At 71.0% G+C, this 24,533-nt stretch carries 27 protein-coding genes, 1 tRNA gene and 1 pseudogene; 18 read left to right on the top strand and 11 right to left on the bottom strand.

Annotation, left to right across the window (positions count from 1 at the left end):
- Window positions 1–48 precede the first annotated feature (48 nt).
- Window positions 49–2,022: an N-acetylmuramoyl-L-alanine amidase gene (locus ACFQO7_RS35365; protein ID WP_376810481.1), complete on the bottom strand. Its 1,974-nt coding sequence runs from the start codon at window positions 2,020–2,022 to the stop codon at window positions 49–51.
- Window positions 2,023–2,205: 183 nt separating this feature from the next.
- Here ACFQO7_RS35365 and ACFQO7_RS35360 point away from each other — a divergent pair, with 183 nt between their 5' ends.
- Window positions 2,206–3,033, top strand: a complete 828-nt coding sequence (locus tag ACFQO7_RS35360) for a LamG-like jellyroll fold domain-containing protein (protein WP_376810480.1) — start codon at window positions 2,206–2,208, stop codon at window positions 3,031–3,033.
- 71 nt (window positions 3,034–3,104) lie between these two features.
- Window positions 3,105–4,112 (top strand): C40 family peptidase, encoded by a 1,008-nt coding sequence (locus ACFQO7_RS35355; protein ID WP_376810479.1) that lies wholly within the window; start codon window positions 3,105–3,107, stop codon window positions 4,110–4,112.
- A gap of 116 nt (window positions 4,113–4,228) precedes the next feature.
- On the opposite strand, the gene ACFQO7_RS35350 is transcribed toward ACFQO7_RS35355, so the two are convergent.
- Window positions 4,229–4,906, bottom strand: coding sequence for an NUDIX hydrolase (locus tag ACFQO7_RS35350; protein WP_376810478.1), 678 nt, complete (start codon window positions 4,904–4,906; stop codon window positions 4,229–4,231).
- 96 nt (window positions 4,907–5,002) lie between these two features.
- On the opposite strand from ACFQO7_RS35350, the gene ACFQO7_RS35345 reads away from it, so the two are divergent.
- The 8 genes from ACFQO7_RS35345 to ACFQO7_RS35310 all read left to right on the top strand — a co-directional run bounded on the left by ACFQO7_RS35345 (window position 5,003) and on the right by ACFQO7_RS35310 (window position 10,865).
- Entirely contained in the window at window positions 5,003–6,040 is a 1,038-nt protein-coding gene (locus tag ACFQO7_RS35345) for an SPFH domain-containing protein (RefSeq protein ID WP_376810477.1), read from the top strand.
- Window positions 6,041–6,195: 155 nt separating this feature from the next.
- The gene (locus ACFQO7_RS35340) at window positions 6,196–7,098 is read left to right on the top strand and encodes a diacylglycerol kinase catalytic domain-containing protein (RefSeq protein ID WP_376810476.1); all 903 of its coding nucleotides are present in this window, start codon (window positions 6,196–6,198) and stop codon (window positions 7,096–7,098) included.
- 149 nt (window positions 7,099–7,247) lie between these two features.
- Window positions 7,248–7,877 carry a TetR family transcriptional regulator C-terminal domain-containing protein gene (locus ACFQO7_RS35335; RefSeq protein ID WP_376810475.1) on the top strand — a complete coding sequence of 210 codons (630 nt, stop codon included), beginning with the start codon at window positions 7,248–7,250 and terminating at the stop codon, window positions 7,875–7,877.
- A gap of 10 nt (window positions 7,878–7,887) precedes the next feature.
- Window positions 7,888–8,325: an acyl-CoA thioesterase gene (locus ACFQO7_RS35330; protein WP_376810474.1), complete on the top strand. Its 438-nt coding sequence runs from the start codon at window positions 7,888–7,890 to the stop codon at window positions 8,323–8,325.
- A 137-nt stretch (window positions 8,326–8,462) separates the two neighbouring features.
- Window positions 8,463–9,251, top strand: coding sequence for a polysaccharide deacetylase family protein (locus tag ACFQO7_RS35325; RefSeq protein ID WP_376810473.1), 789 nt, complete (start codon window positions 8,463–8,465; stop codon window positions 9,249–9,251).
- Window positions 9,252–9,321: 70 nt separating this feature from the next.
- The gene (locus ACFQO7_RS35320) at window positions 9,322–9,687 is read left to right on the top strand and encodes a hypothetical protein (protein WP_376810472.1); all 366 of its coding nucleotides are present in this window, start codon (window positions 9,322–9,324) and stop codon (window positions 9,685–9,687) included.
- A 44-nt stretch (window positions 9,688–9,731) separates the two neighbouring features.
- Window positions 9,732–10,079 carry a hypothetical protein gene (locus ACFQO7_RS35315; protein WP_376810471.1) on the top strand — a complete coding sequence of 116 codons (348 nt, stop codon included), beginning with the start codon at window positions 9,732–9,734 and terminating at the stop codon, window positions 10,077–10,079.
- A gap of 114 nt (window positions 10,080–10,193) precedes the next feature.
- Window positions 10,194–10,865: a DNA alkylation repair protein gene (locus ACFQO7_RS35310; RefSeq protein ID WP_376810470.1), complete on the top strand. Its 672-nt coding sequence runs from the start codon at window positions 10,194–10,196 to the stop codon at window positions 10,863–10,865.
- Window positions 10,866–10,883: 18 nt separating this feature from the next.
- Here the strand turns inward: ACFQO7_RS35310 and ACFQO7_RS35305 are convergent, their stop codons facing one another.
- Together ACFQO7_RS35305 and ACFQO7_RS35300 are read right to left on the bottom strand one after the other, a co-directional pair.
- The gene (locus tag ACFQO7_RS35305; protein WP_376810469.1) at window positions 10,884–11,297 is read right to left on the bottom strand and encodes a hypothetical protein; all 414 of its coding nucleotides are present in this window, start codon (window positions 11,295–11,297) and stop codon (window positions 10,884–10,886) included.
- Between the two features lie 128 nt (window positions 11,298–11,425).
- The gene (locus ACFQO7_RS35300; RefSeq protein ID WP_376810468.1) at window positions 11,426–11,746 is read right to left on the bottom strand and encodes a hypothetical protein; all 321 of its coding nucleotides are present in this window, start codon (window positions 11,744–11,746) and stop codon (window positions 11,426–11,428) included.
- 103 nt (window positions 11,747–11,849) lie between these two features.
- Here ACFQO7_RS35300 and ACFQO7_RS35295 point away from each other — a divergent pair.
- Window positions 11,850–12,257: pseudogene (locus ACFQO7_RS35295) on the top strand (adenylyltransferase/cytidyltransferase family protein); the annotation flags it as partial.
- 142 nt (window positions 12,258–12,399) lie between these two features.
- On the opposite strand, the gene ACFQO7_RS35290 reads toward ACFQO7_RS35295, so the two are convergent.
- Both ACFQO7_RS35290 and ACFQO7_RS35285 read right to left on the bottom strand, forming a co-directional pair.
- Window positions 12,400–12,473, bottom strand: a tRNA-Gly gene (locus tag ACFQO7_RS35290).
- 75 nt (window positions 12,474–12,548) lie between these two features.
- A complete protein-coding gene (locus ACFQO7_RS35285; protein WP_376810467.1) occupies window positions 12,549–13,055 on the bottom strand; it encodes a pyridoxamine 5'-phosphate oxidase family protein in 507 nt (168 codons plus the stop codon).
- Between the two features lie 72 nt (window positions 13,056–13,127).
- Between ACFQO7_RS35285 and ACFQO7_RS35280 the strand changes: the two genes are divergently transcribed.
- Together ACFQO7_RS35280 and ACFQO7_RS35275 are read left to right on the top strand one after the other, a co-directional pair.
- Window positions 13,128–13,304, top strand: a complete 177-nt coding sequence (locus tag ACFQO7_RS35280) for a hypothetical protein (protein ID WP_376810466.1) — start codon at window positions 13,128–13,130, stop codon at window positions 13,302–13,304.
- A gap of 161 nt (window positions 13,305–13,465) precedes the next feature.
- Window positions 13,466–14,593 carry a PP2C family protein-serine/threonine phosphatase gene (locus tag ACFQO7_RS35275; protein WP_360523689.1) on the top strand — a complete coding sequence of 376 codons (1,128 nt, stop codon included), beginning with the start codon at window positions 13,466–13,468 and terminating at the stop codon, window positions 14,591–14,593.
- On the opposite strand, the gene ACFQO7_RS35270 is transcribed toward ACFQO7_RS35275, so the two are convergent.
- Entirely contained in the window at window positions 14,590–14,724 is a 135-nt protein-coding gene (locus ACFQO7_RS35270; protein WP_376810465.1) for a hypothetical protein, read from the bottom strand. The two genes, ACFQO7_RS35275 and ACFQO7_RS35270, sit on opposite strands and share 4 nt — an antisense overlap.
- 279 nt (window positions 14,725–15,003) lie before the next feature.
- Between ACFQO7_RS35270 and ACFQO7_RS35265 the strand changes: the two genes are divergently transcribed.
- Together ACFQO7_RS35265 and ACFQO7_RS35260 are read left to right on the top strand one after the other, a co-directional pair.
- The gene (locus tag ACFQO7_RS35265) at window positions 15,004–16,839 is read left to right on the top strand and encodes an acyl-CoA dehydrogenase (RefSeq protein ID WP_376810464.1); all 1,836 of its coding nucleotides are present in this window, start codon (window positions 15,004–15,006) and stop codon (window positions 16,837–16,839) included.
- 178 nt (window positions 16,840–17,017) lie between these two features.
- Window positions 17,018–17,530: a SixA phosphatase family protein gene (locus ACFQO7_RS35260; RefSeq protein ID WP_360524152.1), complete on the top strand. Its 513-nt coding sequence runs from the start codon at window positions 17,018–17,020 to the stop codon at window positions 17,528–17,530.
- A 151-nt stretch (window positions 17,531–17,681) separates the two neighbouring features.
- Here the strand turns inward: ACFQO7_RS35260 and trhA are convergent, their stop codons facing one another.
- Window positions 17,682–18,362, bottom strand: a complete 681-nt coding sequence (gene trhA, locus ACFQO7_RS35255; protein WP_376810463.1) for a PAQR family membrane homeostasis protein TrhA — start codon at window positions 18,360–18,362, stop codon at window positions 17,682–17,684.
- 70 nt (window positions 18,363–18,432) lie between these two features.
- Between trhA and ACFQO7_RS35250 the strand changes: the two genes are divergently transcribed.
- Genes ACFQO7_RS35250 through ACFQO7_RS35240 form a run of 3 tightly spaced genes read left to right on the top strand, consistent with a single transcriptional unit; the run spans window position 18,433 to window position 20,708 of the window.
- Window positions 18,433–19,011: a 5-oxoprolinase subunit B family protein gene (locus ACFQO7_RS35250; RefSeq protein WP_376810462.1), complete on the top strand. Its 579-nt coding sequence runs from the start codon at window positions 18,433–18,435 to the stop codon at window positions 19,009–19,011.
- Complete coding sequence (locus ACFQO7_RS35245) at window positions 19,004–19,990, top strand: 5-oxoprolinase subunit C family protein (protein WP_376810461.1); 987 nt, start codon at window positions 19,004–19,006, stop codon at window positions 19,988–19,990. The genes ACFQO7_RS35250 and ACFQO7_RS35245 overlap by 8 nt, the downstream gene beginning before the upstream one ends.
- On the top strand, window positions 19,974–20,708 hold the full coding sequence (locus ACFQO7_RS35240; RefSeq protein WP_376810460.1) for a LamB/YcsF family protein: 735 nt from the start codon (window positions 19,974–19,976) through the stop codon (window positions 20,706–20,708). Before ACFQO7_RS35245 ends, ACFQO7_RS35240 begins: the two co-directional genes overlap by 17 nt.
- A gap of 76 nt (window positions 20,709–20,784) precedes the next feature.
- Here the strand turns inward: ACFQO7_RS35240 and ACFQO7_RS35235 are convergent, their stop codons facing one another.
- The 3 genes from ACFQO7_RS35235 to ACFQO7_RS35225 all read right to left on the bottom strand — a co-directional run.
- A complete protein-coding gene (locus ACFQO7_RS35235; protein ID WP_376810459.1) occupies window positions 20,785–22,590 on the bottom strand; it encodes an NHL domain-containing thioredoxin family protein in 1,806 nt (601 codons plus the stop codon).
- 71 nt (window positions 22,591–22,661) lie between these two features.
- A complete protein-coding gene (locus ACFQO7_RS35230; RefSeq protein WP_376810458.1) occupies window positions 22,662–23,945 on the bottom strand; it encodes an MFS transporter in 1,284 nt (427 codons plus the stop codon).
- Between the two features lie 99 nt (window positions 23,946–24,044).
- On the bottom strand, window positions 24,045–24,533 hold a 489-nt coding region (locus ACFQO7_RS35225; protein ID WP_417281911.1), incomplete at its 5' end, for an LppU/SCO3897 family protein.

Below are 24,533 nucleotides of genomic sequence, written 5' to 3'. Positions count from 1 at the left end.
AGGGCTCCCCGCAAACAGCGGGGAGCCCTTCGTGTCGCGCCGGACGGGTCAGAACGACACGGCCGGCTTCAGCACCACGTCGGCGCGCAGCACGTACGCGATGCGCTGGCCGAACTGGATCTGCACGTACTGCTGCTCGCCCCGGATGACGGTGCGGTCACCGGGACCGGACCCGTCGAACGTGGCAGCGCGGTAGTACTCGCCGGTGAGCACCGGGCCGGCCGCGTACCGCTGCCCGGCCGTGATCGTGTACTGCGCCAGCGGGCTGACCGCCTGCACCGGCACGCCGGCCGGGTAGGCCGCCGCCTCCGGGTAGGCCCGGCCGAACACCGGGATGCTCGCCAGGCCCGGCTTCGGCTCGACCACGAACCCGACGTTCCACAGCGGTCCGGCGTCGGCGTTGCGGAACCAGGCCTTCTGGCCGAGGTACCAGATCGCGGTCCACTCGCCGGCGCGCTCGGCGACGGCGTACGTCTGGCCCGCCGAGGCCCGTGCGCAGTGGTCGCTGACCACCATGGTGCTCGCCTTCGTGCCGCACCGGCCCGGGTCGCGGACCAGCGGGGCGGTCAGGTCGGGAGCGCTGCGCAGGATGACCGACGAGCTGGAGCGCAGCGGGCACGGGTTGCTCGCCGCGCCGGTGCAGCCGGTGAACGCCGGCTTGTTGGTGGCGAAGTCGGGGTTCACGGTGACCAGTCCGGCGTGGCTCGCCAGCGGCTCCGGCAGCCCGCGGAAGGGGGCCTTGAGCAGGTCGAAGTAGTGCGACCAGTCCCAGTACGGGCCCGGGTCCCAGTGCATGCCGGCGACCGTGGAGGTGATGGTGCCGGGCACGTTGTCGTGGCCGATGATGTGCTTGCGGTCCAGCGGGATGCCCAGCCGCAGCGCCAGGTGCCGCACCAGCTTCGCCGAGGTCCGGTAGAGCGCCTCGGTGTACCAGCCGCCCTGCGCCGCGAAACCCTCGTGCTCCAGGCCGATGGACTTGGCGTTGACGTACCAGTTGCCCGCGTGCCAGCCGACGTCCTTGGCCAACACATGCTGGGCGATGTGCCCGTCGACCGAGCGCAGCGAGTAGTGCCAGCTGACGTAGGTCGGGTCGGCGACCAGCTTCAGGGTCGTGGCCCAGCTCGCCTCGGTGTCGTGGATGACGATGTACTCGATGCGCTGCGACTGCGGCCGGTTGCCCAGGTCGTGGTTGCCGTAGTCGCCGTCCCCGAACGCCTCGTACGGCGCGGGCCGCGACTCGCACGAGATGTCGATCGGGCACTCGATGCCGTCGGGCCGGGCCAGCTTGCGCAGGCCGAGCCGGATCAGCCAGTCCTTGACCGGGGTCACCGACCGGGCGGTCAGGCTGATGGCGTGGCCCTCGTCGGTGGTGCGGGCGACACCGTCGCGCAGTGTCGCGTACACCTCGTCGGCGAACGCCGCCGCGGCCTGCTCGGTGTCCGCGCCGGAGTAGCGGGCGACCGCGCCGTACCAGGCCGCCGGGTCGGTGTCCGCGCCATGCGGCGCGTTCAGCTGCTGCTGGTACGAGGCCAGCAGCGCGGCTCCGCCGCGGATGTTCGCGACCGGGTCGGTGCGCAGCGTCTCGGCGGACAGGCCGGTCAGCTCCGCCGCGGCCGGCAGGGTGCGCAGCGCCGCCTCGGCCGGAGCCGGGGTGCCGTCGGGGTGGCCGACCGCCTTCGGGCGGCTGTCGTCGCCCCGGGAGTCCTCCTCGGGAGCGGGCTCTGACTCCGGCTCGGCGGCCGGAGCCAGCGCGGCGACGTACGCCGCGTCGGTGAGGTGCATCGGGCCGTAGCCGCCGGAAGTGCTGGGCGTGCCCGCGTTGGCGTCCCAGCGGGACTCCAGATAGGAGACGCCGAGCAGCACGTCCACGGGTACGCCGTATTCCTGGGCGGCCGCCAGGTAGTCGTCCTGCCGGGTGGGTGGCGACTCGGCCTGGGCGGCCACCGGCGTTACGCCGGCGCCGAGCCCCAGACCCACCGCGGTGAGCAGCGCCAGCCGGCGCAAGGGGATTCGGGGTGACACGTACGGCTCCCTTCGAGTGTCCGATGCGGTCACCCTGCCCTCGGCCGTACGGTTAGTCAATAGTTACCAATACACGTTGCCAATATGAAACTATCCTTCATCGTTCGGGTGGGCCGTTCCGCCAGGTGCTACGGCTGTTCACCGGGTGTCCGGGGATGGCGCCGCTCTGGTAAATATGAGCGAATGCGATTCAAATGGCCCGCGATCATTGCCGGACTGGTGCTACTGGCCGTGGTCGCCACGGTCCTCGTGGTGCAACTGACCGGTGACGAGCCCGAGCCTCCGACCGCGACCCCGGCGTCGCCGTCCGCGGCGCCCAGCCCGAGCGCGGCCGCGCCGAGCCCGTCCGCCCCGGCCATCGGCGAGGGTGTGGTGTTCGACTTCGCGAACGGCCTGGAGCAGGCGCGCGTGGTCGGCTCGGACGCCGGGACCCTCACCGTGCGCGAGGAGAGCCAGACCGGCGGCGACGTCTCTCTGGTGCCGCGCGACGGCGACTTCGCGGTGCGTTTCCCCGGCCCGTGCGCGAGCAAGGACGACAAGCAGTGCCCGCGCGCGATCCTCGACGCAGGCGCGAACCCGGCCCTCAACCCCGGCCTGCGGGCGTTCCGCTGGGGCGCGGCGGTGCTGATGGCCCCCGAGGAGACGGCCAAGGGCGCGAACGTGCTGCAGAAGGGCTACTCGCAGTTCGGCACGCAGTTCAAGCTCCAGGTCGACGGCGCCAAGGGCATGCCCTCCTGTGTCGTGGCCGGCCCGCAGAACGGCAAGAACGTCATCCACGTCGCGCAGGCGAGGCAGGGGATCGCCGACGGGAACTGGCACACCGTCGAATGCGCACGTGACGGGGCAGTCCTGCGCATCACCGTGGACGGCGTGGCGCAGGGCGAGGCCGCCATCCCGGCCGACCTGAACATCTCCAACGACGCCCCGCTGCGGATCGGCGGCAAGGGTGTCGCCCCGAACAACGACCAGTTCCACGGCACGCTCGACGACCTGTTCGTCGCGATCGGATAGACGCCCTGGTGACACGCGACGACATCGACGGAATTGCGTTCTTGTAACGGTCTTGCCTAACGTGAATCCCCGTGTGTAGCCATAATCGGCCCCACGCGGGGCTTCCCAGCGCACCACGAATACGCCGCGGCCTGCTGACGGTCGGCGTCGTCCTGCTGGGCCTGCTCGCGCCCGCGGCACAGGCCCACGCGGCACCGACCCCCGCCGAGATCGAGAAGCAGATCGACGAGCAGTGGACCAAGCTCGAACCGGTCATCGAGGAGCACAACGCCACCAAGGCGAAGCTGGCCAAGCAGCGCAAGAAGGCCGCCGAACTGGAGGCGCAGCTCGCGCCGCTGGAGCTGCAGGTGCAGGCCACCCGGACGCGCATCGGCGTGCTGGCCGACCAGCTCTACCGCGGCGGCACCCTGGCCCAGGTCAACGCGTTCCTCAGCAGCGGTGACGCCAGTGTCATGGCGAAGCGGCTCGTCGTGCTCGACCAGCTCGCCCACGACAAGAAGGCACGCATCGCCGACACCCTCACCGCCAAGGCGGCATTGGACGCGGTGAAGCAGCCGCTGGACGAGACCATCGCGCAGCTCGCCAAGACCGAGGCGGAGCAGGGGACGCGGACCAAGGCCATCGAGGCGGAGATCACGAAGCTGAACAAGCTGCGGCTCCAGGCGTACGGCAGCGGTGCCGGCACCGGCGCGCTCGCCCCCGTGCCCTGCCCGACGGCGTACCCAGGCGGTCCGGCCGCCAAGGCGGTCCAGTTCGCCTGCCGCCAGATCGGCAAGATGTACGGCTGGGGCGACGACGGCCCGAGCACGTTCGACTGCTCCGGCCTGACCAAGGCCGCCTGGGCCCAGGCGGGCGTCTCCCTGCCGCACAACGCCCGATCCCAGCGCGCCGCCGTCAAATCGGTCAGCCGCGCCGACCTCAAACCCGGCGACCTCGTCTTCTACTACAGCGACCTGCACCACGTCGGCATGTACGCCGGCAACGGCTGGATCGTCCACGCCTCCCAGACGGGCAAACCCATCGCCATGCGCCGCATGGACGCCGCCCCCATCCACAGCTTCGGCCGCCCCTCCTCCTGACCCCCTCCCACCCGGCCCTCCGGCCCGGCCTCACGCACAACTCTTAAAAAGTCGCGGCCTCAGACGCCCTCTGAGGCCGCGACTTTTTAAGAGTTGTGCGTGAGGGGCGGCGGGGGTCAGGGGGTGGGGCGGAGCATGGGTGGGTGGAGGAGGCGGGCGGGGCCGCGGCGGAAGAGTTGGGCCGGGCGGCCGCGTTCGGCGGCGATGCTGCGGCCGACGGGCTCGATGAAGCCTGGCGTGCCAGTCACCTTGCGGTGGAAGTTGCGGGGGTCGAGCCGGGCGCCCCACACCGTCTCGTAGACCTCGCGCAGCTCGCTGATGGTGAACTCCGGTGGGCAGAACGCCGTCGCCAGCGGGGAGTACTCCAGCTTGGCGCGGGCGCGCTCCACTCCGTCGGCCAGGATGCGCGCGTGATCGAACGCCAGCTCCGGGACCGGTAGCGCCGTCCAGGCCGCGCCCTCCGCGTCGCTGCCCGCGACCGGGGCGGGCAGGTGCGGCAGCAGCGCCAGGTAGGCCACGGTCACCACCCGGCCGCGCGGGTCCCGTCCGGGCGCGCCGTAACTGGCCAGCTGTTCCAAGTGGCCCACCGGGGCGGTCAGTCCGGTCTCCTCGCGCAGCTCGCGGGCGGCGGCCGCGTCGAGGTCCTCGTCGGGCAGCACGAAACCGCCCGGCAGCGCCCACTGCCCTCGGTAGGGCTCGATGCCCCGGCGCACCAGCAGGACGCGCATCTCGTTGTCCTGCACCGTCAGCACCACCAGATCGGCTGTGACGGAGAACGCTGGATAGTCGGCCACCTGATTTATCACCACCTTGACGAGAATGTATCACGAAGCTTATCGTCATCTTGACGAAAAAGGGACCGGGGAATCCTCCGAAGGAGAACGATCACGATGGCTGACGTGTCCAAGCGCTTCTTCCTGCGCCACCTGCGCAGCACGCCGACGAACTGGGTGCGCCACAGCGTCCGCGGCCGGGCCAAGCGGGAGGGCATCGGCCTGGCCTTCTGGTACCGGCCGCTGACCGCCGTGCTCAGCGAGGTGCCGGTCGACGACCGCGAGCTGCCGCTGCTGTTCCACGCCCGCACCAGCGACTTCACCGACGTCACCGTGCAGGCCACGGTGACCTACCGGGTGGCCGACCCCGCCGTCGCCGTCGGCCGGCTGGACTTCTCGATCGACCCCTACCTCGGCACCGCGCGGGCCCGGCCGCTCGACCAGATCGCCACCCTGCTGGCCGAGCTGGCCCAGCAGCCCGCGCTGGACCTGCTGACCCGGCTGCCGCTGGCCGAGGCGCTGAGCGAGGTCGCCGCGGTGCGCGAGGCGGTGTCGGCCGCGCTGGGCGCCGAGCCGCGCCTGACCGACCTGGGCGTCCAGGTGGTCAGTGCCCGCGTGGTGGCGATCCGGCCGGAGCCGGAGCTGGAGCGCGCGCTGCAGACCCCGACGCGGGAAGCGGTGCAGGTGGAGGCCGACCGGGCCACCTTCGCCCGCCGGGCGCAGGCTGTCGAGCAGGAGCGCGGCATCGCCGAGAACGAACTCCAGAACAAGATCGAGCTGGCTCGGCGCGAGCAGCAGCTCGTCGAGCAGAACGGCGCGAACACCCGCCGCAAGGCCGAGCTCGTCGCCGCCGCCCAGCTCGTCGAGGCACAGGGCAAGGCCGAGCGCGAGAAGCTGCTCAACGCCGCCGAGGCGGAGAAGGAGCAGTTGCTCGCCGAGGCCAAGGCCGCCGGTGTGCGGGCACTCGGTGTCGCCCAGGGCGAGGCCGAGGCCGCCAAGCTCGCCGCGTACCGGGACCTGCCGCCGGCGGTGCTGCAGGGCCTGGCGCTGCGCGAACTCGCCGGCCAGCTCCCGGAGATCGGCCAGCTCACCGTCACGCCCGACGTCATCACCGGCCTGCTCTCGCGCTTCGGCGCGGGCCCGTCGGACCGCTGAGCGGTCGGAGCGAGGAGGAGCCATGAGCGAGCGAATCATGTTGGCTGGTCCTCGTGCTGACGACGAGCGGAGCGAGGAGGAGGCATGAGCGAGCGAAGCGAGCGAATCATGTTGGCTGGTCCTCGTGCTGACGACGAGCGGAGCGAGGAGGAGGCATGAGCGCGACGCTGGCCCCACGGGTGGTGGTGGTCTCCCGGCGCAGTGAGCTCGACGAGCTGCTGGGTCGGCACGGCACGCGCGCCGCCGCGGCGTACTTCCTGAAGGAACGGGGGAGGGAGATCGCCGAGGTGGAGGCACGGCACGCAGCGCAGGAGGCGGCGCTGGCCACGGTCAGCGCGGCGCTGCCGGCGGACTGGCGGCGCGGGCAGGTGCACCGCGACGACCTGTCCCGCTTCCTGTTCGCGCCGGAGGACATCGTGGTCACCGTCGGGCAGGACGGGCTGGTCGCGAACGCAGCGAAGTACCTCGCCGGGCAGCCGGTGCTCGGCGTGAACCCCGAGCCCGAACGCAACCCCGGGGTGCTGGCCCGGTTCGCCGCCCGCGACGTGGCAGGCCTGCTGCCCGCGGTGCTCGCCGGACGTGCCGCCACGCAGTCGCGCGCGATGGCCGTGGCCACGCTCGACGACGGCCAGCAGCTCGCCGGCCTCAACGAGATCTACATCGGCCACCAGACCCACCAGTCCTCCCGCTACCTGCTCACCACACCGCAGGGCGAGCAGGAACGGCACTCGTCCTCAGGCGTGCTGGTCGGCACCGGCACGGGCGCCACCGGCTGGTGCGCGTCGGTGGCCCTGATGCGGGACCTTGCGAACACCCTGCCCGGCCCGGACGCGTCCGAGCTGTGCTGGTTCGTCCGCGAGGCCTGGCCCTCACCCGCCACCGGAGCACGCCTCACCGCGGGCCGCGTCGGCTCCGGCCAGCGCCTGACCCTGACCAGCGAGAGCGAACGCCTGGTCGCCTTCGCCGACGGCGTCGAATCGGACCACCTGGTCCTGGCCTGGGGCCAGCGCATCACCATCGCCACCGGCACCCGCCACCTCACCCTCGTCGTCCCTTGAGGAAAGGAAGGGCACCTTCACAACGCTCCGCGTTGTAGAAGGTGCCCTTCCCATCAGCACGGCCTGGCTGAGCTGCGGCGACGAGCGCAAATCCGTGAGTCGCCTCACAAAACCGTACGACCGATCGGTCTTCTTAATAGCCTGGCTCCATGACCGGAACGGACGGGCGGCTGGCCCGCGGCGAGCGCACCCGCACCACGGTGCTCGACGCCGCCGTGGCGCTGGCCAGCGAGGCCGGGCTCGACGGCCTGTCGCTGGGCCAGCTCGCCGACCGGTTGCACGTCAGCAAGTCAGGGCTCTTCGCGCACTGGTCCTCCAAGGAGGAACTGCAGCTCGCCGCGATCGAACACGCCCGCAACCAGTGGGCCCGCCGCGTCGTCGGCCCGGCCCTGGACCGACCCCGCGGGCTGCGCCGCCTGTTCGCGCTGCACGAGTCGCGCCTGGCCTTCTACAGCGAGCGGGTGCTCCCCGGCGGCTGCTTCTTCGCCATCGCCGAGTTCGAGTCGACCGGCCGCACGGGCGTCGTGCCCGACCGGCTCGCCGTGGTGCTCGCGGAGTGGATCACGTTGCTGGAGCGTCTCGTCACCGAGGCCGTCGAGCTGGGCGAACTGCCCGCCGACACGGTCGCCCGGCGGCTGGCCTTCGAGGTCGACGCGGCCGGTGTCGCCGCGCTGCTGCACTCGCGCCTGCTGGAGCGCAGCCTCGACGACGCCCGCCAGGCCGTGCTCGCCCGCCTGCGCGGCCTCGCCACCGACCCCGACCTGCTGCCGTACGACTGAAAGGCCCGACATGACCACCGCCACCCTCGACACCACCACCGGCACGGTCCGCCGGGCTGTCGTCCACATCGACGACCTCGACATCGTCGGCATCATGCACAACGCCCGCTACGCCCTGATCCTGGAGCGGGCCATGTCGGAGTTCTGGGCCGAGCACGGCTACGGCTTCCGCGACGGCGTGCCGAGCAGCCCCGACATGATCGCCGCGGTGCGCGAGTTCACCATCACCTACCACGCTCCGGTACGCGGCACCGGACCGATTCTGGTCCACTTCTGGCTGGACAGCATGGGCGATACCAGCGCCGTCTACGGCTTCCGTTTCCTGTCCGAGGACGGCGGCACCGTCTTCGCCGACGGCCGCCGGGTCATGGTCAAGATGGACCGCACCGGCCGCCCCGCGCCGTGGACCCCGCAGGGCCGCGAGATCGCGAGCAGCCTGCTGCGCTGAGTTCCGGGGAGGGGCGGCGCGGACGGCCCGCTTGCTGCGATCATTGCCGCGTGCGCCTCCCCTCGGCTGTACCCGCACTGCTTGCTGCAGTCTTCCTACTGACCGCATGCGGTGCAAAAACGGATAAACCGGCCTTCGTGGCCGTACCCGCAGGCAGCGCCACCGCATCGCCCACGCCGGTGCCGTCGGTGACGCCGAACCCATCCCCGTCGCCGAGCGCCCGGCCGGGGCGGCCCGGTCAGACCAAACCCGGTCTGCTGCCGCCGGTGGTGAACCACGGGCCGCGCACCGGCAACCTCGTCGCGCTCACCTTCGACGCGGACATGACCGACAGCATGCTGGCCCAGCTCAAGAACGGCCGCGTCAAGTCGTACGCCAACGTCCGGATCATCGAGATGCTGGAGCACGACAAGATCCCGGCCACCTTCTTCCTGACCGGCAAATGGGTGCAGCGCTACCCCGCGCTGACCGAGCGCCTCGCCGGCAACCCCCGCTTCGAACTGGCCAACCACACCTACGGCCACCAGGCATTCACCGCCGACTGCTACACCCTGCCGCGCATCCCGCCGGCCGCGATGACTGAGGACGTCGCGAAGACCTTCAAAATCATCGAGCGGTACGGCGGACGCCAGACCCGCTACTTCCGCTTCCCCGGCCTGTGCCACGACCGGGCGGCGCTGCGCGCCATGTCCTCGCTCGGCCTCACCGTCGTCGACGGCGATGTCGTCAGCGGCGACCCCTTCGCCACGGACTGGCGCCCGATCGTGAACGCGGTGCTCAAGAAGGTCAAGCCCGGTTCCGTGATCATCCTGCACGTCACCGAGGCCAACGCCCAGTTCACCGACGAAGCCCTGCCGCACATCCTCAAGGGGCTCGCCGAGCGCGGCCTCGAACCGGCCACCCTGTCCGAGGTGCTCGCAGGCTGAGCCGGGCGGGGGAGCACATCGGCGATCGATCTCCCGTACGCTCCGGCCACCTCTCGTGATCGGAGCAGCCATGACCCGCGCCATCCTCCGGACCGGCGTACGCGCCGCAGCCCTCAGCGCGATCGTTGCCCTGGGTGCCGGTTGCGCGCCGTCAGTGGCAGAACCGGCGGTCACGGCGTTCGAGTCGCTGCGCCCCGTCCCCGATCGACGTAATCCCGGGTTGACCATGGGTTCGACCGTCAAGGTCGAGGCGGTCGGTGCGGCCGCCGAGATCGAGTGCGGCCTGGCCGACGGCGGTGGGGCCGACTTCCCGGTATGCGGCTGGGCCACGGACACCGTCGTCGGGATCGTGGTGTTCACCTACAAGAAGCCCGCCGCCCAGATCGAGGCGGAGTTCCACCGGATCCGGGCGGCCCTGGAGGCGTCCGTGGCCTGACAGCCGCCCCCACGAATCGGCCGGAATGTCGTAGCGTCCCCGAAATGGGGGCGTCGAAGTGGCTGCGCAGAGGTATGGGTGTCCTGGTCGGACTGTCGCCGGCCGCGCTGATGTTCCTGCTGCAACCTGCACAGTTCGGCAACTGCGCACGGGCGTGGTATCTCAGCGCCGCGTGCCTCGCCGTGGTTCCCTGCGCCATCCTGTTCATGGGTGCCGTGTCCACGTTCTTCACGACCGACTCGGCGGAGTCCCGCAACTTCGCGCTCGGCGCGATCCTCGGCATGGTCGCCCTCGTGGCGATGTTCGCGCTCGGCTTCCTCACGGACACCGCGCCACCCGGGGTGCCCACCACCCCCTACTGCCACGACAACTCCACACCGGCAGGCGGCTGACGAGCCCCGGCCTGAGGACGAATGCGGCAGCCTGCCCCATGCGCTTGCCGACCACCTGGTGGAACGTGCTTTCCTCGTAGCCTGGAGCCCATCCGCGGCGGAGAGGAGACTGAGGTGGCCGAGACGACGGTGGCCGAGGTGATGGCGGAGCTGGCGGCGCTGGAGGACCCGAAGGTCCGCCAGGTGAACGAGAAGCACGGCGACGATCACGGGGTGAACCTCGGCAAGCTGCGCGAGGTCGCGAAGCGGCTGAAGACGCAGCAGGAACTCGCCCGGCGGCTCTGGGACACCGGCGACACTGCGGCGCGGCTGCTGGCGTTGCTGATCTGCCGCCCGAAGGCGTTCGAGCGCGCCGACCTGGACGCCATGCTGCGCGACGCGCGCACGCCGAAGGTGCACGACTGGCTCGTGAACTATGTGGTGAAGAAGAACCCGAACGCCGAAGAGCTGCGGGTCGCCTGGTTCGCCGACCCGGATCCCGTGGTCGCCAGCGCCGGTTGGGCGCTGACCACCGAACGCGTGGCGAAGAAGCCCGAGGGCCTCGACCTGGCCGGGCTGCTCGATGCCATCGAGGCGGAGATGAAGGACGCCCCGGACCGCCTGCAGTGGGCGATGAACCACTGCCTGGCCCAGCTCGGGATCGAGCACCCCGAGCACCGCGCCCGCGCCCTCGACATCGGCGAGCGGCTGGAGGTCCTCAAGGACTACCCGACCCCACCGAACTGCACGTCCCCCTTCGCCCCCATCTGGATCACCGAGATGGTGCGCCGGCAGCAGGACAGGTAGAGCGGCAGCGAGAGCAGATCAGCAGGCCGCTTCGAAGGTCAGCCTGCTGCTGGCGGGTCTCATCCGCCACATGGCCCGCAGTTGTCGGTACTGGTCGACTTCGGCCCGCGCCTCAGCAAGATCGGCAAGCCGGTCCGGCCCGACGACGCTGAAGCTGAAGCCGGTGTTCCGGGTGTTCAGCGCCTCCACACCGGCCAGCTCGGCGTGGTCGCCGAAGCACATCTCCAGGCTGAGCTGCCAGTACACCGGGTACGGGTCATCGTCTCTGTCGGTGGCGATCGCGAGCTGCCGAGTGAAGGTCAGCGTCGGCAGCTTGTCGGTCCACTGGTAGCGGCCCCACTGCACGATGAAGCCATCGGCATCGCCGTCGGCGTCGGTTCCGCTTACTTCGATCTGCAAGAACTCTGTGAACGCCTGCCAGGCGGCCGCCACGTCCGCAACCGCCGCAGGCTCGACGCGGTGCCGCCGTAAGACCTCGGCGAACGCGTCGGCGCTGTCACGCCAGGGGACGGGCATGGTCGATCACCTCGGATGTCTCGATGGCCTGGACGACCTCGCTTTCACACCGGCTGATGGCCCGTGGACGGCTCGGCTGTGGCGGCAGGATCCGCGGTGTCCACCACCGCCTGAGCTGCCTCCCAAAGATCACGGCGGAGGGCTTCGTTCGACTCGCGTCGGTCCTGCCACGCCGGACTGGCGTCGATGGTCTGCTTTGCCTCGGTCAGGCTGAGGCCGGCCGCATGCGTGAGCAACTTCATCGAGTCGATCTGTCCGAAACCCTCGCTGCGCAGGAAGTTGATCACATCGTTGAGGGATGCGCCTTCCTCCAGCCGGCCGGTGAGCATCGACGCGGCGACGTCGAATTCTTTGTCGGTAAGCACGGGGCCAGTATCGTCCGGTGGCCCTGCCGGTGCGCGCTCCTCGCAGGTTTCGTCCGGTAGAACGGCAAGCGACCGCAACTGGTGTGGGAGAGGGTGAATTGTTGTGGAGAACCCAGACGTGCGTGCGGCCGGCATATCGCGGGTCTACGTCGACATGGTGGGAGACCTGTTCCACGCGGGCCATGTCTCGCTCCTCCGGGAGGCGCGCCGCCATGGTGACTGGCTGGTCGTCGGCGTGTTGTCGGACGACACCGCAGCCTCCTACAAGCGTCGTCCCGTCATGACCCTTGCCGAGCGTGTCGCCGTGATCGAGTCGTGCAGGTACGTCGATGAGGTCATCGTGGACGCCCCGTTCCAGGTGACCGAAGGGTTTCTTGCCGAGCACGGGATCACCACCGTGGTACACGGCGACGACTTGTCGCCCGAGGCGGCCGAGTTCGTATACGGACCCGCTGCAGCCGCCGGCAGACTCACTTACGTGCGGCGTACGGAAGGAATCTCGACCACCCAGCTGATCCAGCGGGTGCTCGACGCGGCTGCCTCGCGAGATGCGGCGTCGGAGCCACGACGATTCGGTGGCCCGCCGGATCATCGCGGACGCTGGGGTAAACGAAAGCCCAGGCTCGGAATTGCTTCCGACCTGGGCTTTCGCGTGGAGCGGGTGAAGGGAATCGAACCCTCACTGTCAGCTTGGGAAGCTGATGTTCTGCCATTGAACTACACCCGCGAGCGGCCACCACTGTACCTGACGTCACGGGTCGCGTGCACGTAGGTAACCGCGGCAGTTCGCCGCCGTCTTCGCCTACGCGGCCACGAGCTGCAGGAACGGTTTGCGGGGCCGGCGTTCGTACGCCGGCCCGTTCTTGCCCGCCGCCGGGTCGCGCCAGGTGTTCGGGTAGGCCCCCGCCTCGTGCCGGTGCAGCAGCGCCGACTCGACGGTGAGCTCGTAGAGCCGCCAGTCGAGGGTGGGCGCGGCCCGGTGCCGGCGGGCGAGGTGCTCGACGGTGGCGATGCTGGTGACGGGGTGGGCCCGGCCGCTGACGTACGCCTCGACGTCGCTGTCCTCGGCGGGGAAGGCGTGCAGGGCGTAGCGCCCGTCGCGTTCGAGGTCGCGCCGCTTCGGTGAGTCGATCACGAAGCAGTAGAGACCCTCGTCGGTGACGATGGGGGAGACGGGGTGCACCCGTGGCCCGCCGTCGGCCCGTACGGTCGCCAGGTAGCCCATGCCCGGCCCGTACTGGTGCAGCAGGGCACGGATCGACGAGGCCAGCCACGGTGTGGCGGCGGCGAATTCGGTCCAGGTTGCCATGGGGTGGACTTTATCGAACACATGTTCTAGTGCGCCATCGAGACACGCGGTGCGTCCCCTATCGGGTGATCGATGTCCGAAGAAGCCCTTGTGGCCTGCGCGGGAGTGCAGAATTCCGGCCGTTCGGGTGGGCCGCGGCGGCTGAAGGGCAAGCAGCACCAGCACGGCTCCAGCGTCAACGGCTCGCGGTATCAGGGAGCGACGGCGTCCCGCTCGTATCTCGACTGGCGCACCTGGCCGACCGCCTGAGGGCCGTCGTGCCTCCGTTCGACGGAGATCCGGTGCCAGCTGCCTGTTTCCAAAACCAGCCAAACAGTTTCTGAAAAATCGTGAAAGAGCGTCTCGTCCGACCGTACAGAATGCGGTCCGCCGACGAGACAATCTGAGCGGTGTGGCGGAGTTGATCAGGCATGCTGGTTGCCGTACGCATTCCACTTGTCCTGTCGGGCGGCCGCCCGCTAAGCCCTGGATTCCGCGCCGGACTCGGCGCGGCCTTCGTGTTGCTCTTCTTGATCAGCGCGGTGGAGCTGGCAGACGGCCGCGAGGCGCGCTTCGTCGGCCTGATGGCGACCGTGCCCTTCCTTGCCGCGGTGTTCGCGCCGTGGCAGGCGGTGCTGCTCGCCGGCGGCGTCGCGACGGCGGTCGGCACCGTCTTCGCCTTCTTCGGCATGAGCCAGGACGACCTGTCCGCGTTCATCAACGTCATCGGCATCGGTCTGGCGACCGGCATCGCGGCGCTGGTGGCGGTGGTCCGGCAGCGGCAGGCCGAGCGCATCGCCGAGCTGGCCAAGCTCGCGACCATCGCGCAGCAGGCGGTGCTGCGGCCGCTCGGCCCGAAGGTGGGCACGCTGGCGGTGGCCGGCCGGTACATCTCCGCGACCGCTGCGGCCGACATCGGCGGCGACCTGTACGAGGCGCTGGACACCCCGTACGGCGTCCGCATGATCATCGGTGACGTGCGGGGCAAGGGCCTGGACGCGGTCCGAACGGCGAGCATCGTGCTGGGCTCGTACCGCCATGTCGCCTTCGAACGGGCCGACCTGCGCGCGATCGTCGCCGACCTGGACCGGGCCGTGGCCCGCAGTGTGGGCGACGAGGACTTCGTCACCGCGTGCCTGGTCGAGGAGCGCGGCGGCACGCTGACGATCGTCAACTGCGGCCACCCCGCGCCGATCCTGATCCGGCGCGGCGAGGTGATCACCCTTGATCCGCCCTCGCCGGCGCCACCGCTGGGTTTCATGCCGGTGGTGCGCAGCCGCGTGGAGCGGCTCGAGCCCGGTGACCGGCTGCTGCTGCTGACCGACGGTCTGGCCGAGGCGCGGCGCGACGGCGAATTCTTCCCGATCACCGAGCGGGCGTGGAAGCTGCTCGGCCACGGCACCGTCGGCGACGGTCTGGCCTCGGTCGAGTCGGCGCTGCTGGAATGGGTGCACAACCGGCTGGACGACGACATCGCGCTGATCCTGATGGAGTACGCGGGCCCGTCGCAGCCGACCCTGGCGCCGGTGCCGAGCTGGGAACTCGGCGCGACGAACTAGGCGACCGAGGTCGTGCGGCTGCGGCGCACGGCCAGCGTCAGCGAGGGCAGCACGCTCGGGGCGCGGTGGCGGCCGATGTAGCGGATCGGGTAGCGCGGCTCGAACATCAGCTTGCGCAGGTTCTCGATCATCTTTCTTCCTCCCCTGTGGTCGGCGGGGCGAGGGTGCCCGCGCGTCACCCGGAAGAACGACGTCGATGCGGTTAGGTTGCGGCACCCCGGCGTGGTGCCTTGCATGTGTCCGTTTTATTCACTATGTCCCCCGGCGGTTCGCGCGGCGGTGCGATGAAGGGTGGGGGATTTCACCTGGTTGTGATGTGAACTTCTCGGCAGTTCGCTTGCCGATGGTTACTGACGAGTAATAGAGTCGTACTTACTGGTCGGTAACTGAATGCGCTGAGGGCGGGAAGAATGAGCCACTACCAGAGCAACTTGCGGGATCTTGAGTTCAACCTGTTCGAGGTCTTCGACACGCCCTTCGGCGAGGGCCCCTTCGCCGAGGTCGACGCGGACACCGCGCGCAGCGTGCTGAGCGAGATCGACCGCATGGCGCGCGTCGACCTGGCCGCGAGCTACGCCGACGCCGACCGCAATCCTCCGGTGTACGACCCGGCGAACTACACCGTGACCATGCCGGAGAGCTTCAAGCAGTCCTTCCGGACCTGGATGGACTCGGAGTTCTGGCGCCTGGACCTGCCGCCCGCCCTCGGCGGCAGCTCCGCCCCGCGCACCCTGACCTGGGCCTTCGCCGAGCTGGTGCTGGGCTCGAACGCGCCGGTCTGGATGTTCGGCTCCGGCCCCTCGTTCGCGCACGTGCTCTTCCTGGAGGGCACCGACGAGCAGAAGAAGTGGGCCGAGCTGTTCGTCGACAAGAAGTGGGGCTCGACGATGGTGCTCACCGAGCCCGACGCGGGCTCGGACGTGGGCGCGGGCCGCACCAAGGCGGTCAAGCAGGACGACGGCTCCTGGCACATCGAGGGCGTGAAGCGGTTCATCACCTCGGCCGAGCACGACATGTCCGACAACATCATCCACTACGTGCTGGCACGGCCCGAGGGCCACGCGGCGGGCACCAAGGGCCTGTCGCTGTTCGTCGTGCCGAAGTTCCACTTCGACGCCGAGACCGGCGAGCTGGGCGAGCGCAACGGCGTCTTCGTCACCAACGTCGAGCACAAGATGGGCATCAAGGTCTCCACGACCTGCGAGACCACCTTCGGCGGCCACGGCGTCCCGGCCAAGGGCTGGCTCGTCGGCGAGGTGCACGAGGGCATCCGGCAGATGTTCCTGATCATCGAGAACGCCCGGATGATGGTCGGCACCAAGGCCATCGCGACGCTGTCGACCGGTTACCTCAACGCGCTGTCCTACGCCAAGGAGCGCGTGCAGGGCGCCGACCTGCTGAAGATGACGGACAAGACCGCGCCGCGCGTCGCCATCACCCACCACCCGGACGTACGCCGCTCGCTGCTGCTGCAGAAGTCGTACGCCGAGGGCCTGCGCGCGCTGGTCGCGTACACGGCGTACTGGCAGGACCGGGTCTCCATCGCCACCGCCGCCGGTGACGAGAAGGCCGCCAAGCGGGCCTCGAAGATCAACGACTTCCTGCTGCCGCTGGTCAAGGGCTGCGGCTCCGAGCGCGCGTTCGAGCTGCTCGGCTCCGAGTCGCTGCAGACCTTCGGCGGTTCGGGCTTCCTGCAGGACTACCCGCTGGAGCAGTACGTCCGCGACGCGAAGATCGACTCCCTGTACGAGGGCACCACCGCGATCCAGAGCCTCGACCTGGTGTTCCGCAAGATCGTGCGGGACAACGGCCGGGCCCTGATGTCGGTCGCCGGCGAGATCCAGGAGTTCCTCACCAACGAGGCCGGCAACGGCCAGCTCAAGGAGGAGCGCGCGTCCCTGGCCGCCGCCCTCGGTGACGTGCAGGCCATGCTCGGCACGTTCACCGGCTGGCTGGCCGAGTCGCAGGGCGACGACCCGCGGGCGCTGTACAAGGTCGGCCTGCACTCGCGCCGCCTGCTGCTCGCCATCGGCGACCTGGTCGTCGGCTGGCTGCTGCTGCGCCGCGCCGAGGTCGCGCTGCGCAAGCTGTCCGGCGAGCCGGGCACCGACCAGGCGTTCTACACCGGTGTCGTGGCCACCGCGCGCTTCTTCTCGCGCGAGGTGCTGCCACGGCTGGGCTCCGACCGGCGCATCGTCGAGCTGGCCACGCTCGACGCGATGGACCTGGACGAGGCCTCCTTCTGACCCCACGGGGGGCGGCCCCGGCCGCGCCCCGCACCCATCCCACGAATAGGTGAACGGCGCCCCTCCTCACGCGGGGGCGCCGTTCCCGTCTGCGCCGGTCAGCCGGGTGCCGGGCGGTTATCACCGAAGTTGGGATGCGCAACCGTCACGCTTGCGGCAAGCTGAGCACATGGCCCCGCTGTCCGGCGCCGGAACGCGCCCACGCACCCTGGTGCTGCTGCGTCACGCCAAGGCCGACCGCCCTGCGGGGCTGGCCGACACCGACCGCCCGCTGACCGACCGCGGTCATGCCGACGCCGCCGCGGCCGGGGCCTGGATGGTCAACCACGGCTACGTGCCCGACCTCGTGCTCTGCTCGCCGGCCAGGCGCACCCGCCAGACCTGGCACTCGGTCGCGGTTGCGCTGGCCGGCGCCGGGTCGCCGGTGGTCCGCTACGAACGCCGGCTGTACGAAGGCTCGCCCGACGAGCTGCTCGCCCTCATCCGGGAAGTGGAACCCGAGTTCCGCACGGTCCTGGTCATCGGGCACAACCCGACCATCTCCCAGCTCTCCGCGCAGCTCGACGCGGGCGGCGGCGAGGTCGACTCCGACGGCCTGCGCACCTGCGGCCTGGCCGTCCACCAGCCCGAAACCGACTGGCCCGACACCACCACCGCCAAACTCATCGCCGCCCACACCGCCCGCGCCTGACCCCACGCCTCGGCGCCGGCCATTCGCCGCGCCGGGCCGCTCACCTGCCGCAACTCTTAAAGAGTCGCGCCCACCGCACGTGTCTTCGGCCGCGACTCTTCAAGAGTTGCGGCAGGGGCGATGGCGGGGCGGGCGGTGGTCGGGGTGGGGATCAGGCGAAGAGGGCGAAGTAGATGGCGATGTGGTGGGAAATGGCGGCGAGCAGGGTGCAGGCGTGGAAGAACTCGTGGTGGCCGAAGACCTCGGGCCACGGGTTGGGGCGGCGGAGTGCGTAGAAGACCGCGCCGACGCTGTAGGCCAGGCCGCCGACGATCAGCAGGACCAGAGCGGTGACGCCGCCGTTGTGCAGGATGTCGGGCAGCACGGCGACGGCGACCCAGCCCAGGGCCAGGTAGAGCGGCGCGGAGACCCAGCGCGGCGCGTGCGGCCAGATCAGCGACATGGCAGCCCCGCCCAGCGCGCCCGCCCAGACCAGGGCCAGCAGCAGCGCGGCCTTGCCGGACGGCAGCAGAAGCAGGCAGAACGGGGTGTACGTGCCCGCGATGAAGATGAAGATCATGGCGTGGTCGAGCCGCCGCATGAGCTGGTAGCCGCGCTCGCTCCAGACTCGCCGGTGGTAGAGCCCGCTGACGCCGAACAGCCCGCACACGGTGAGGCTGTAGACCGCCACGCTGGCCACAGGCATGCCGCCGGGCCGGAACGCGGCGATGGACACCAGTACGACGCCGCAGACCAGGGCGACGAAGAAGGCGTACGCGTGCAGCCAGCCACGCATCCGTGGCTTGCCGATGTCGACGGGGCGCAGACGTCGCGGGGCGGCCGTGTCGGTCATGCCCCTAGGCTACGGCACCGTAGGTTACTCATGCGTAGCCTAGGCGCGTGAGGCCGGTAACATCTGCGTCGTGCTGGTCCGGAAGTACGGCTGGGACTCGCTGCTGCTGGAGGTCGACGACCCGGCGGCGTGGTTCCGCGCGCTGCGCGCCGCCCGCGAGCGCGGCGAGCTGACCTGCGAGGAGATCGTGCCCGCGGCGCGCACGGTGCTGCTGCGCGGGGTGCGGGGCGAGCCGCGCTGGGCGGACCTCGCACCCGAGGCCGCACCGTCCGGGCCACCGTCGCGCGTGGACGTTCCGGTGCACTGGGACGGGCCCGACCACGACGCCGTCGCGGCGGCGTGGCGGGTCGATCCGGCGCAGGTGCTCCGGGAGACCGAGTTCACGGTCGCGTTCTGCGGGTTCGCGCCCGGATTCGGCTACCTGACCGGGCTGCCCGAGCGACGGTGGCTGCCCCGGCTGGCCAGCCCGCGGGCCAGGGTGCCGGCGGGCTCGGTGGCGCTCGCAGGGCCGTACGCCGGAATCTATCCACGCAGCTCGCCCGGCGGCTGGCAGCTGGTGGGCCGCACCGAGCTGGTCCTGTTCGACCTCGACCGCGACCCGCCCGCGCTGCTCGCGCCCGGGACGGTCGTGAGGTTTGTCGATGCTTGAGGTGCTGAAGCCGGGCCCGCTGGCCACCGTGCAGGACCTGGGCCGCCTCGGTTATGCCGAACTCGGCGTGTCCCGGTCGGGCGCGCTCGACCCGGAGGCGCTGCGGCTGGCCAACCGCCTTGTCGGCAACCCCGAGAGCTGCGCCGCGATCGAACTCACCTACGGCGGTGCGGTCCTGCGGGCGCACGTGTCCGTCTGGTGCGCGCTCACCGGCGCGCCCGCGCCGCTGGCCGTCGACGGCCGCCCGGTGCCCTACGGGGTCGCGTTCGGGCTGCCCGCAGGTTCGCGCGTCGAGATCGGACCGCCGCGCCACGGTATTCGCAGCTATCTCGCCGTGTCGGGCGGCATCGCCGTCCCGCCGGTGCTCGGGTCGCGCAGCACCGACACGCTCTCCGGCATCGGACCTGAACCGCTGCGCGCGGGGCAGGTGCTTCCGGTCGGCCAGGCGGGCATCGGCGATGCCCAGGCGCCGCCCGGCGGGCCGTCCCACCGTGCGGCAGCGACCGGAAGGCAGGACACGACAGTGCTCGTGGGTCCGGCCGGTTCTGGACGGCAGGGCCCGGCGGTGCAAGGCGGCGGGGGCGGGAGCAGCGGTGGACCGCTCGGGGTCGACTTCGTGCCGGTGTCCGCGCCCGCCGAGGAGATCCGCTTGCGGGTGCGCTTCGGGCCACGGGACGACTGGTTCGCCGACCCGGGTGAGCTGCTGCGCACTGCGTACACGGCCGGGCAGGGCGACCGGATCGGGGTGCGGCTGGACGGGCCGCCGCTGACCCGGGCCGTGACCGGGGAACTGCCCAGCGAAGGGCTGCTCGCCGGGGCGATCCAGGTGCCCGGCGACGGCCGGCCGCTGGTGTTCCTCGCCGACCACCCGACCACCGGCGGATACCCGGTCGTCGGGGTCGTGCACCCCGCCGATCTCGGGCTGCTCGCGCAGGCGCGTCCAGGCACTACTGTGTTCCTCTATGGATCTCAACGCTGATCTCGGTGAGGGTTTCGGCCGCTGGGAACTCGGGGACGACGAGGCCCTGCTCGACCTGGTGACCAGCGCCAACGTCGCCTGCGGCTTCCACGCCGGGGACGCGGCGACCATGCGCCGCACCTGCGGACTGGCCGCCAGGCAGGGCGTCGCGGTGGGCGCGCAGGTCGGCTACCGCGACCTGGCCGGCTTCGGCCGCAGATTCATCGAGTACGACCTCGACCAGCTCCGCGACGAGATCATCTACCAGGTCGGGGCGCTGCAGGCGCTGGCCGCGGCCGAGGGTGTCCGGGTGCGATACCTCAAACCCCACGGCGCGCTCTACCACGCGACCGCGCACATCGACGCCATCGTCGAGGCGGCGCAGGCGACCGGCCTGCCGGTGCTGTGCGCGCCCGGCTCGCCGCTGGCCACCGCTGCCGGGGACGCGGTCGTGCCCGTCTACGCGGAGGGCTTCGCCGATCGCGCCTACCGGGCCGACGGCACCCTGCTGCCGCGTACCAAGCCCGGCGCGGTCATCACCGACCAGGAGGAGGTGGTGGCCCGCGCCCTGCTGATGGCGGTGGACCAGCGGGTCATCGCCCTCGACGGCACGGTGCTGCCGCACGCCGTCGACTCGATCTGCCTGCACGGCGACACCCCGGGCGCGGTCGCCCTGGCCCGCGCCGTCCGCGAAGCCCTCCAGTACGCCGACGTCCCCCTCCGCCCCTTCCTGCCCTGACCGCCGCAACTTTTGAAGAGATGCGCCCACAGCGGGCGGGCGAAGGCGCGACTGCTTCAGAGTTTCGCCGGGTGGGTCAGGAGTCGAGGCCGCGGAGGATCAGGGGGAGGCGGTCGGGGGCGTCGGGGGTGATGACGACGGGCACGCCCCAGTCCTGGCGGGTGAGGTGGCAGGCCGCGAACTCGGCGTCTTCGTCGCAGGTCGCCGCCTGCGCCACGACCTGGAGCACGCCCTGCGGCACGGCCGGGTTGAGGACCAGCGTGCGGGACAGGTCCGTGGTCACCCCGGCGCCCTCCAGCAGCAGCTCGGCGGGGGAGGCAGACACCTCCAGCCGGGTCGGGTCGCCGAAGCTGCGGTCGAGCTTCTGGCCCGGCGCGGGGGTGAAGATGACGTCCAGCGTGACCGTGCCCGGGGCCAGCGGCGACGGGGGCCGCTCGACCTTGTGCCGGCCGCCGTCGACCACGCCGGCCGCGCCAGGGGCGAGCCGGACCAGCCGGTGCGCGGCCGACTCGACCACGATCACGCTGCCGTCCGCGTCGAGCACCACGTCGCTGGGCTCGGCCAGGCCGCTGTCCACGGTGGACACCGTGCCGTCCTGCCAGCGCCGGACCGCGCCGTTGTACGTGTCCGCGATCAGCACCGAGCCGTCCGGCAGCGCGCACACACCCAGCGGGTGCTGCAGCAGCGCCTGGTCGGCCGGTCCGTCGACGTGCCCGAAGTCGAACAGGCCCTGCCCGACCGCGGTGTGCATCTGCCCGTCCTCGATCCAGCGCAGCGCGCTGGTCTCCGAGTCGGCCAGCCACAGCCTGCGCCCGTCGGGCGAGGCGGACAGGCCGGACGGCTGGGCCATCCACACCTGGTCCAGCGCGCCGTCGCGCAGCGCCTCGACGGTGGTGCCCGCGTACAGGCCGACGGTCCGCTTCACCGGGTCGAACCACCACAGCGTGTGCGTGCCCGCCATGGCGACGATCACCTTGCCGTCGTACCAGGCGACGTCCCACGGCGAGGACAGGTCCATGGACCGGGCGTCGTGGGCGTGGTCGTCCAGGCTCGACCGCCACTGCCGGCCGGTGCCGGCCACCGTCGTCACGGCCAGGTCGCTCAGTCGTACGCCGCGCAGCAGGTGGTTCACCGTGTCCGCGACGACGACGTCGTAGCCGACGAGCGCCGCGACGTCGGCGGGCAGCAGGCACATGCCCTGAGGTTCGGAGAAGCTCGCCTCGGCCGGGCCGCCGTCGGCGCGACCGCGCCCGCCGGAGCCTACGCGGCGGCGCACCGCCGACAGGTCCTGGTCGAGGACGGCGAGGCTGTGCCGGGCCGAGTCGGAGACGAGCACGGTGCCGTCGGGCAGCGGCAGCGCCTTGCCGGGGAAACGCAGCAGGGTGTCGCTCGGCGGCGGGGGCACGAACGGGCCGTCGCCGCGGTGCAGGGTGCCCTTCGCCTCGTGCACGGCGATCAGCTCGTCCAGCAGGCGGCGCAGCCCTTCGGCGTGGCCCTCGCCGGCCATGTTCGCCACGACGTAACCCTCGGGGTCGATCACCGAGAGCGTCGGCCAGGCCTTGGCGGCGTACTGCTGCCACATGTCCATGTCCGGGTCGTCGAGCACCGGGTGGTCCACGCCGTAGCGCTCCACCGCGGCGGCCAGCGCGGCCGCGTCGCGCTCGTGCTCGAACTTCGGCGAGTGCACCCCGATGATCACCAGCACGTCGGCGTACTTCTCCTCGAGCGGGCGCAGCTCGTCGAGCACGTGCAGGCAGTTGATGCAGCAGAAGGTCCAGAAGTCCAGGATCACGATCCGGCCGCGCAGGTCGGCCAGCTTGAGATCCTTGCCGCCGGTGTTCAACCAGCCTCGTCCGCGCAGCTCCGGCGCCCGTACCCGCATACCGCCATTCTGCCCGATCATGGGACCGTCGGCGCAGGGGCGGGGTGGTGACGTGGCCTACCGCCGCGCGATCAGGCCGGGGCCGGCTCCAGCACACCCGGCGCGGCGGCGACGGTGCGGCCGTCCTGCTCCGGCGTGATCAGCTTGTGCAGCGACAGGGCCACCAGCGACGCGGCGAGCGTGCCCGTGGCGACCAGGACGATCCACACGCCGCCGAGCCCTGCGCCGAGCAGCGGGCCGGCGCTGACCGGGGCGACGATCGCGGACATGCCCCACACCATCGAGGACAGCGCGTTGTAGCGACCGCGCAGCTCGTCCGTCGCGAGCACGTTGACCAGGGCGGGGCTGACCGGGGAGAGCATCGTCTCGCCGACCGCGAAGATCGCGCCGAACAGGATCACGATCGCGGCGCTGAGCACCATGTTGCTGCCGTCGATGTAGCCGGCCAGGCCGAGCACCAGCCAGGCCGTGCCGAACACGCCGCCGACCGCGGCCAGCGCCCGGCTGCGGCTGCGGCCCTGCAGCTTCTTGATGACCAGCAACTGCGCCAGCACGATCACGATGGTGTTGGCGGTGAACGAGTAGCCGATGATCTGCGGGGTGACGCCCGCGACCTTGGTCGCGAAGCCGGTGAAGCCCACCTCCAGCTGCGCGTATCCGGACACGGTCAGCAGCACACTGAAGATCATCAGGCGGCGGAACGGCTTGTGGCGCAGCACCTCGCCGTATCCCCGCTTGCGGCCGCTCTCGGTCAGGGTCGGCGTCTCGACCAGCCGCCGGCCCACCTTCGGCATGGAGAGCAGGATCAGGAACGGCCCGGCGTAGCAGAACATGTCCAGCACGTAGATCAGTTGGAAGGTGCCCGGCCGGGCGGTGTCCACGATGCTGCCCGCGGTCGCCGAGCCGATGCCGATGCCCAGGTTGAGCAGGGCGAACTGGAGGCCGAAGACCCGCTGCCGCTCCTGCTCGCCGGTGATCGAGGTGAAGACCGTGTTCATGCCGGCCCAGATCGTCGACGCGCCCAGGCCGCTCAGCGTCAGCGCCACAGCGGCCTGCCAGGTGGTGCCGACCAAGGCCAGCGAGCCGACGCCGACCGCCTCGATGAGCAGCGCGGGCATCACCACCCGCCGCGCGCCGAAGCGGTCGATCAGCGAGCCCGACAGCGGCGCGACCGCGAGGGTGAGCAGGCCGAACCAACCGATGAGCAGGCCCACCGTGGTGCCGGACAGGTGCCGCACCTCGGTCAGGTAGATGAACAGGAACGGCAGCGTCAGCCCTCGGCCCAGCGCGGAGAAGAGGGTGCCGACGAGCATCCGGCGTGCTTCAGGCCTCGCGGGCAGGGCGTCGCGCAACATGCGGCCAGTGTGCTGCCCGGGTGTGACGTCACGCGAGCGAGATAAAAGGCCCTGTGGTCAGTGCCACAGGGCCTTTCACTCGTTACGGGTACGCCGTCGTCACGGGGTCGGCGTGGCCGCGGGCTCCGACGGAGCCGTGGACGGCTGACCGCCCTCGGCGGTGTTCGGGGCCAGGCACAGCACCTTGCTGTCGACGGTGACGTGCGGCTGCGTCTTGTCGCACTGGTCCTTGCTGTCGGCGACCGAGACGACCTTGTAGGTCTGCGGCTCGGTGCACGCGGCCGCGACGGCGACGTCGCCGGACTGCTTGAGGCAGTCGCCGACCCCGAACGTCGCGGTGGCCTCATCGCCGCCGAGCAGCTTCTGCGCGCCGATCAGGACACCGAAGGCGAGCGCCAGCAGCAGTGCGCAGCCCACGACCACCATCACGATCACGCGGCCGGTGCGGACCGGCTTGATCTCCAGCGCACCGGTGCCGGTCTCGTCGGGCTTGAACTTGTCGAACTTCGACTGCTCCTGTGCGGGCGGCGGCGGCGAGTCCATCGGCGGGCGCTGCCCCGGCACGATGCCGGCACCGGGCGGGGGACC

This window comes from Catellatospora aurea (genome assembly GCF_042663325.1).
Taxonomy (GTDB): Bacteria; Actinomycetota; Actinomycetes; order Mycobacteriales; family Micromonosporaceae; genus Catellatospora; species Catellatospora aurea.
This window is presented reverse-complemented; position numbering and strand designations above follow the sequence as displayed.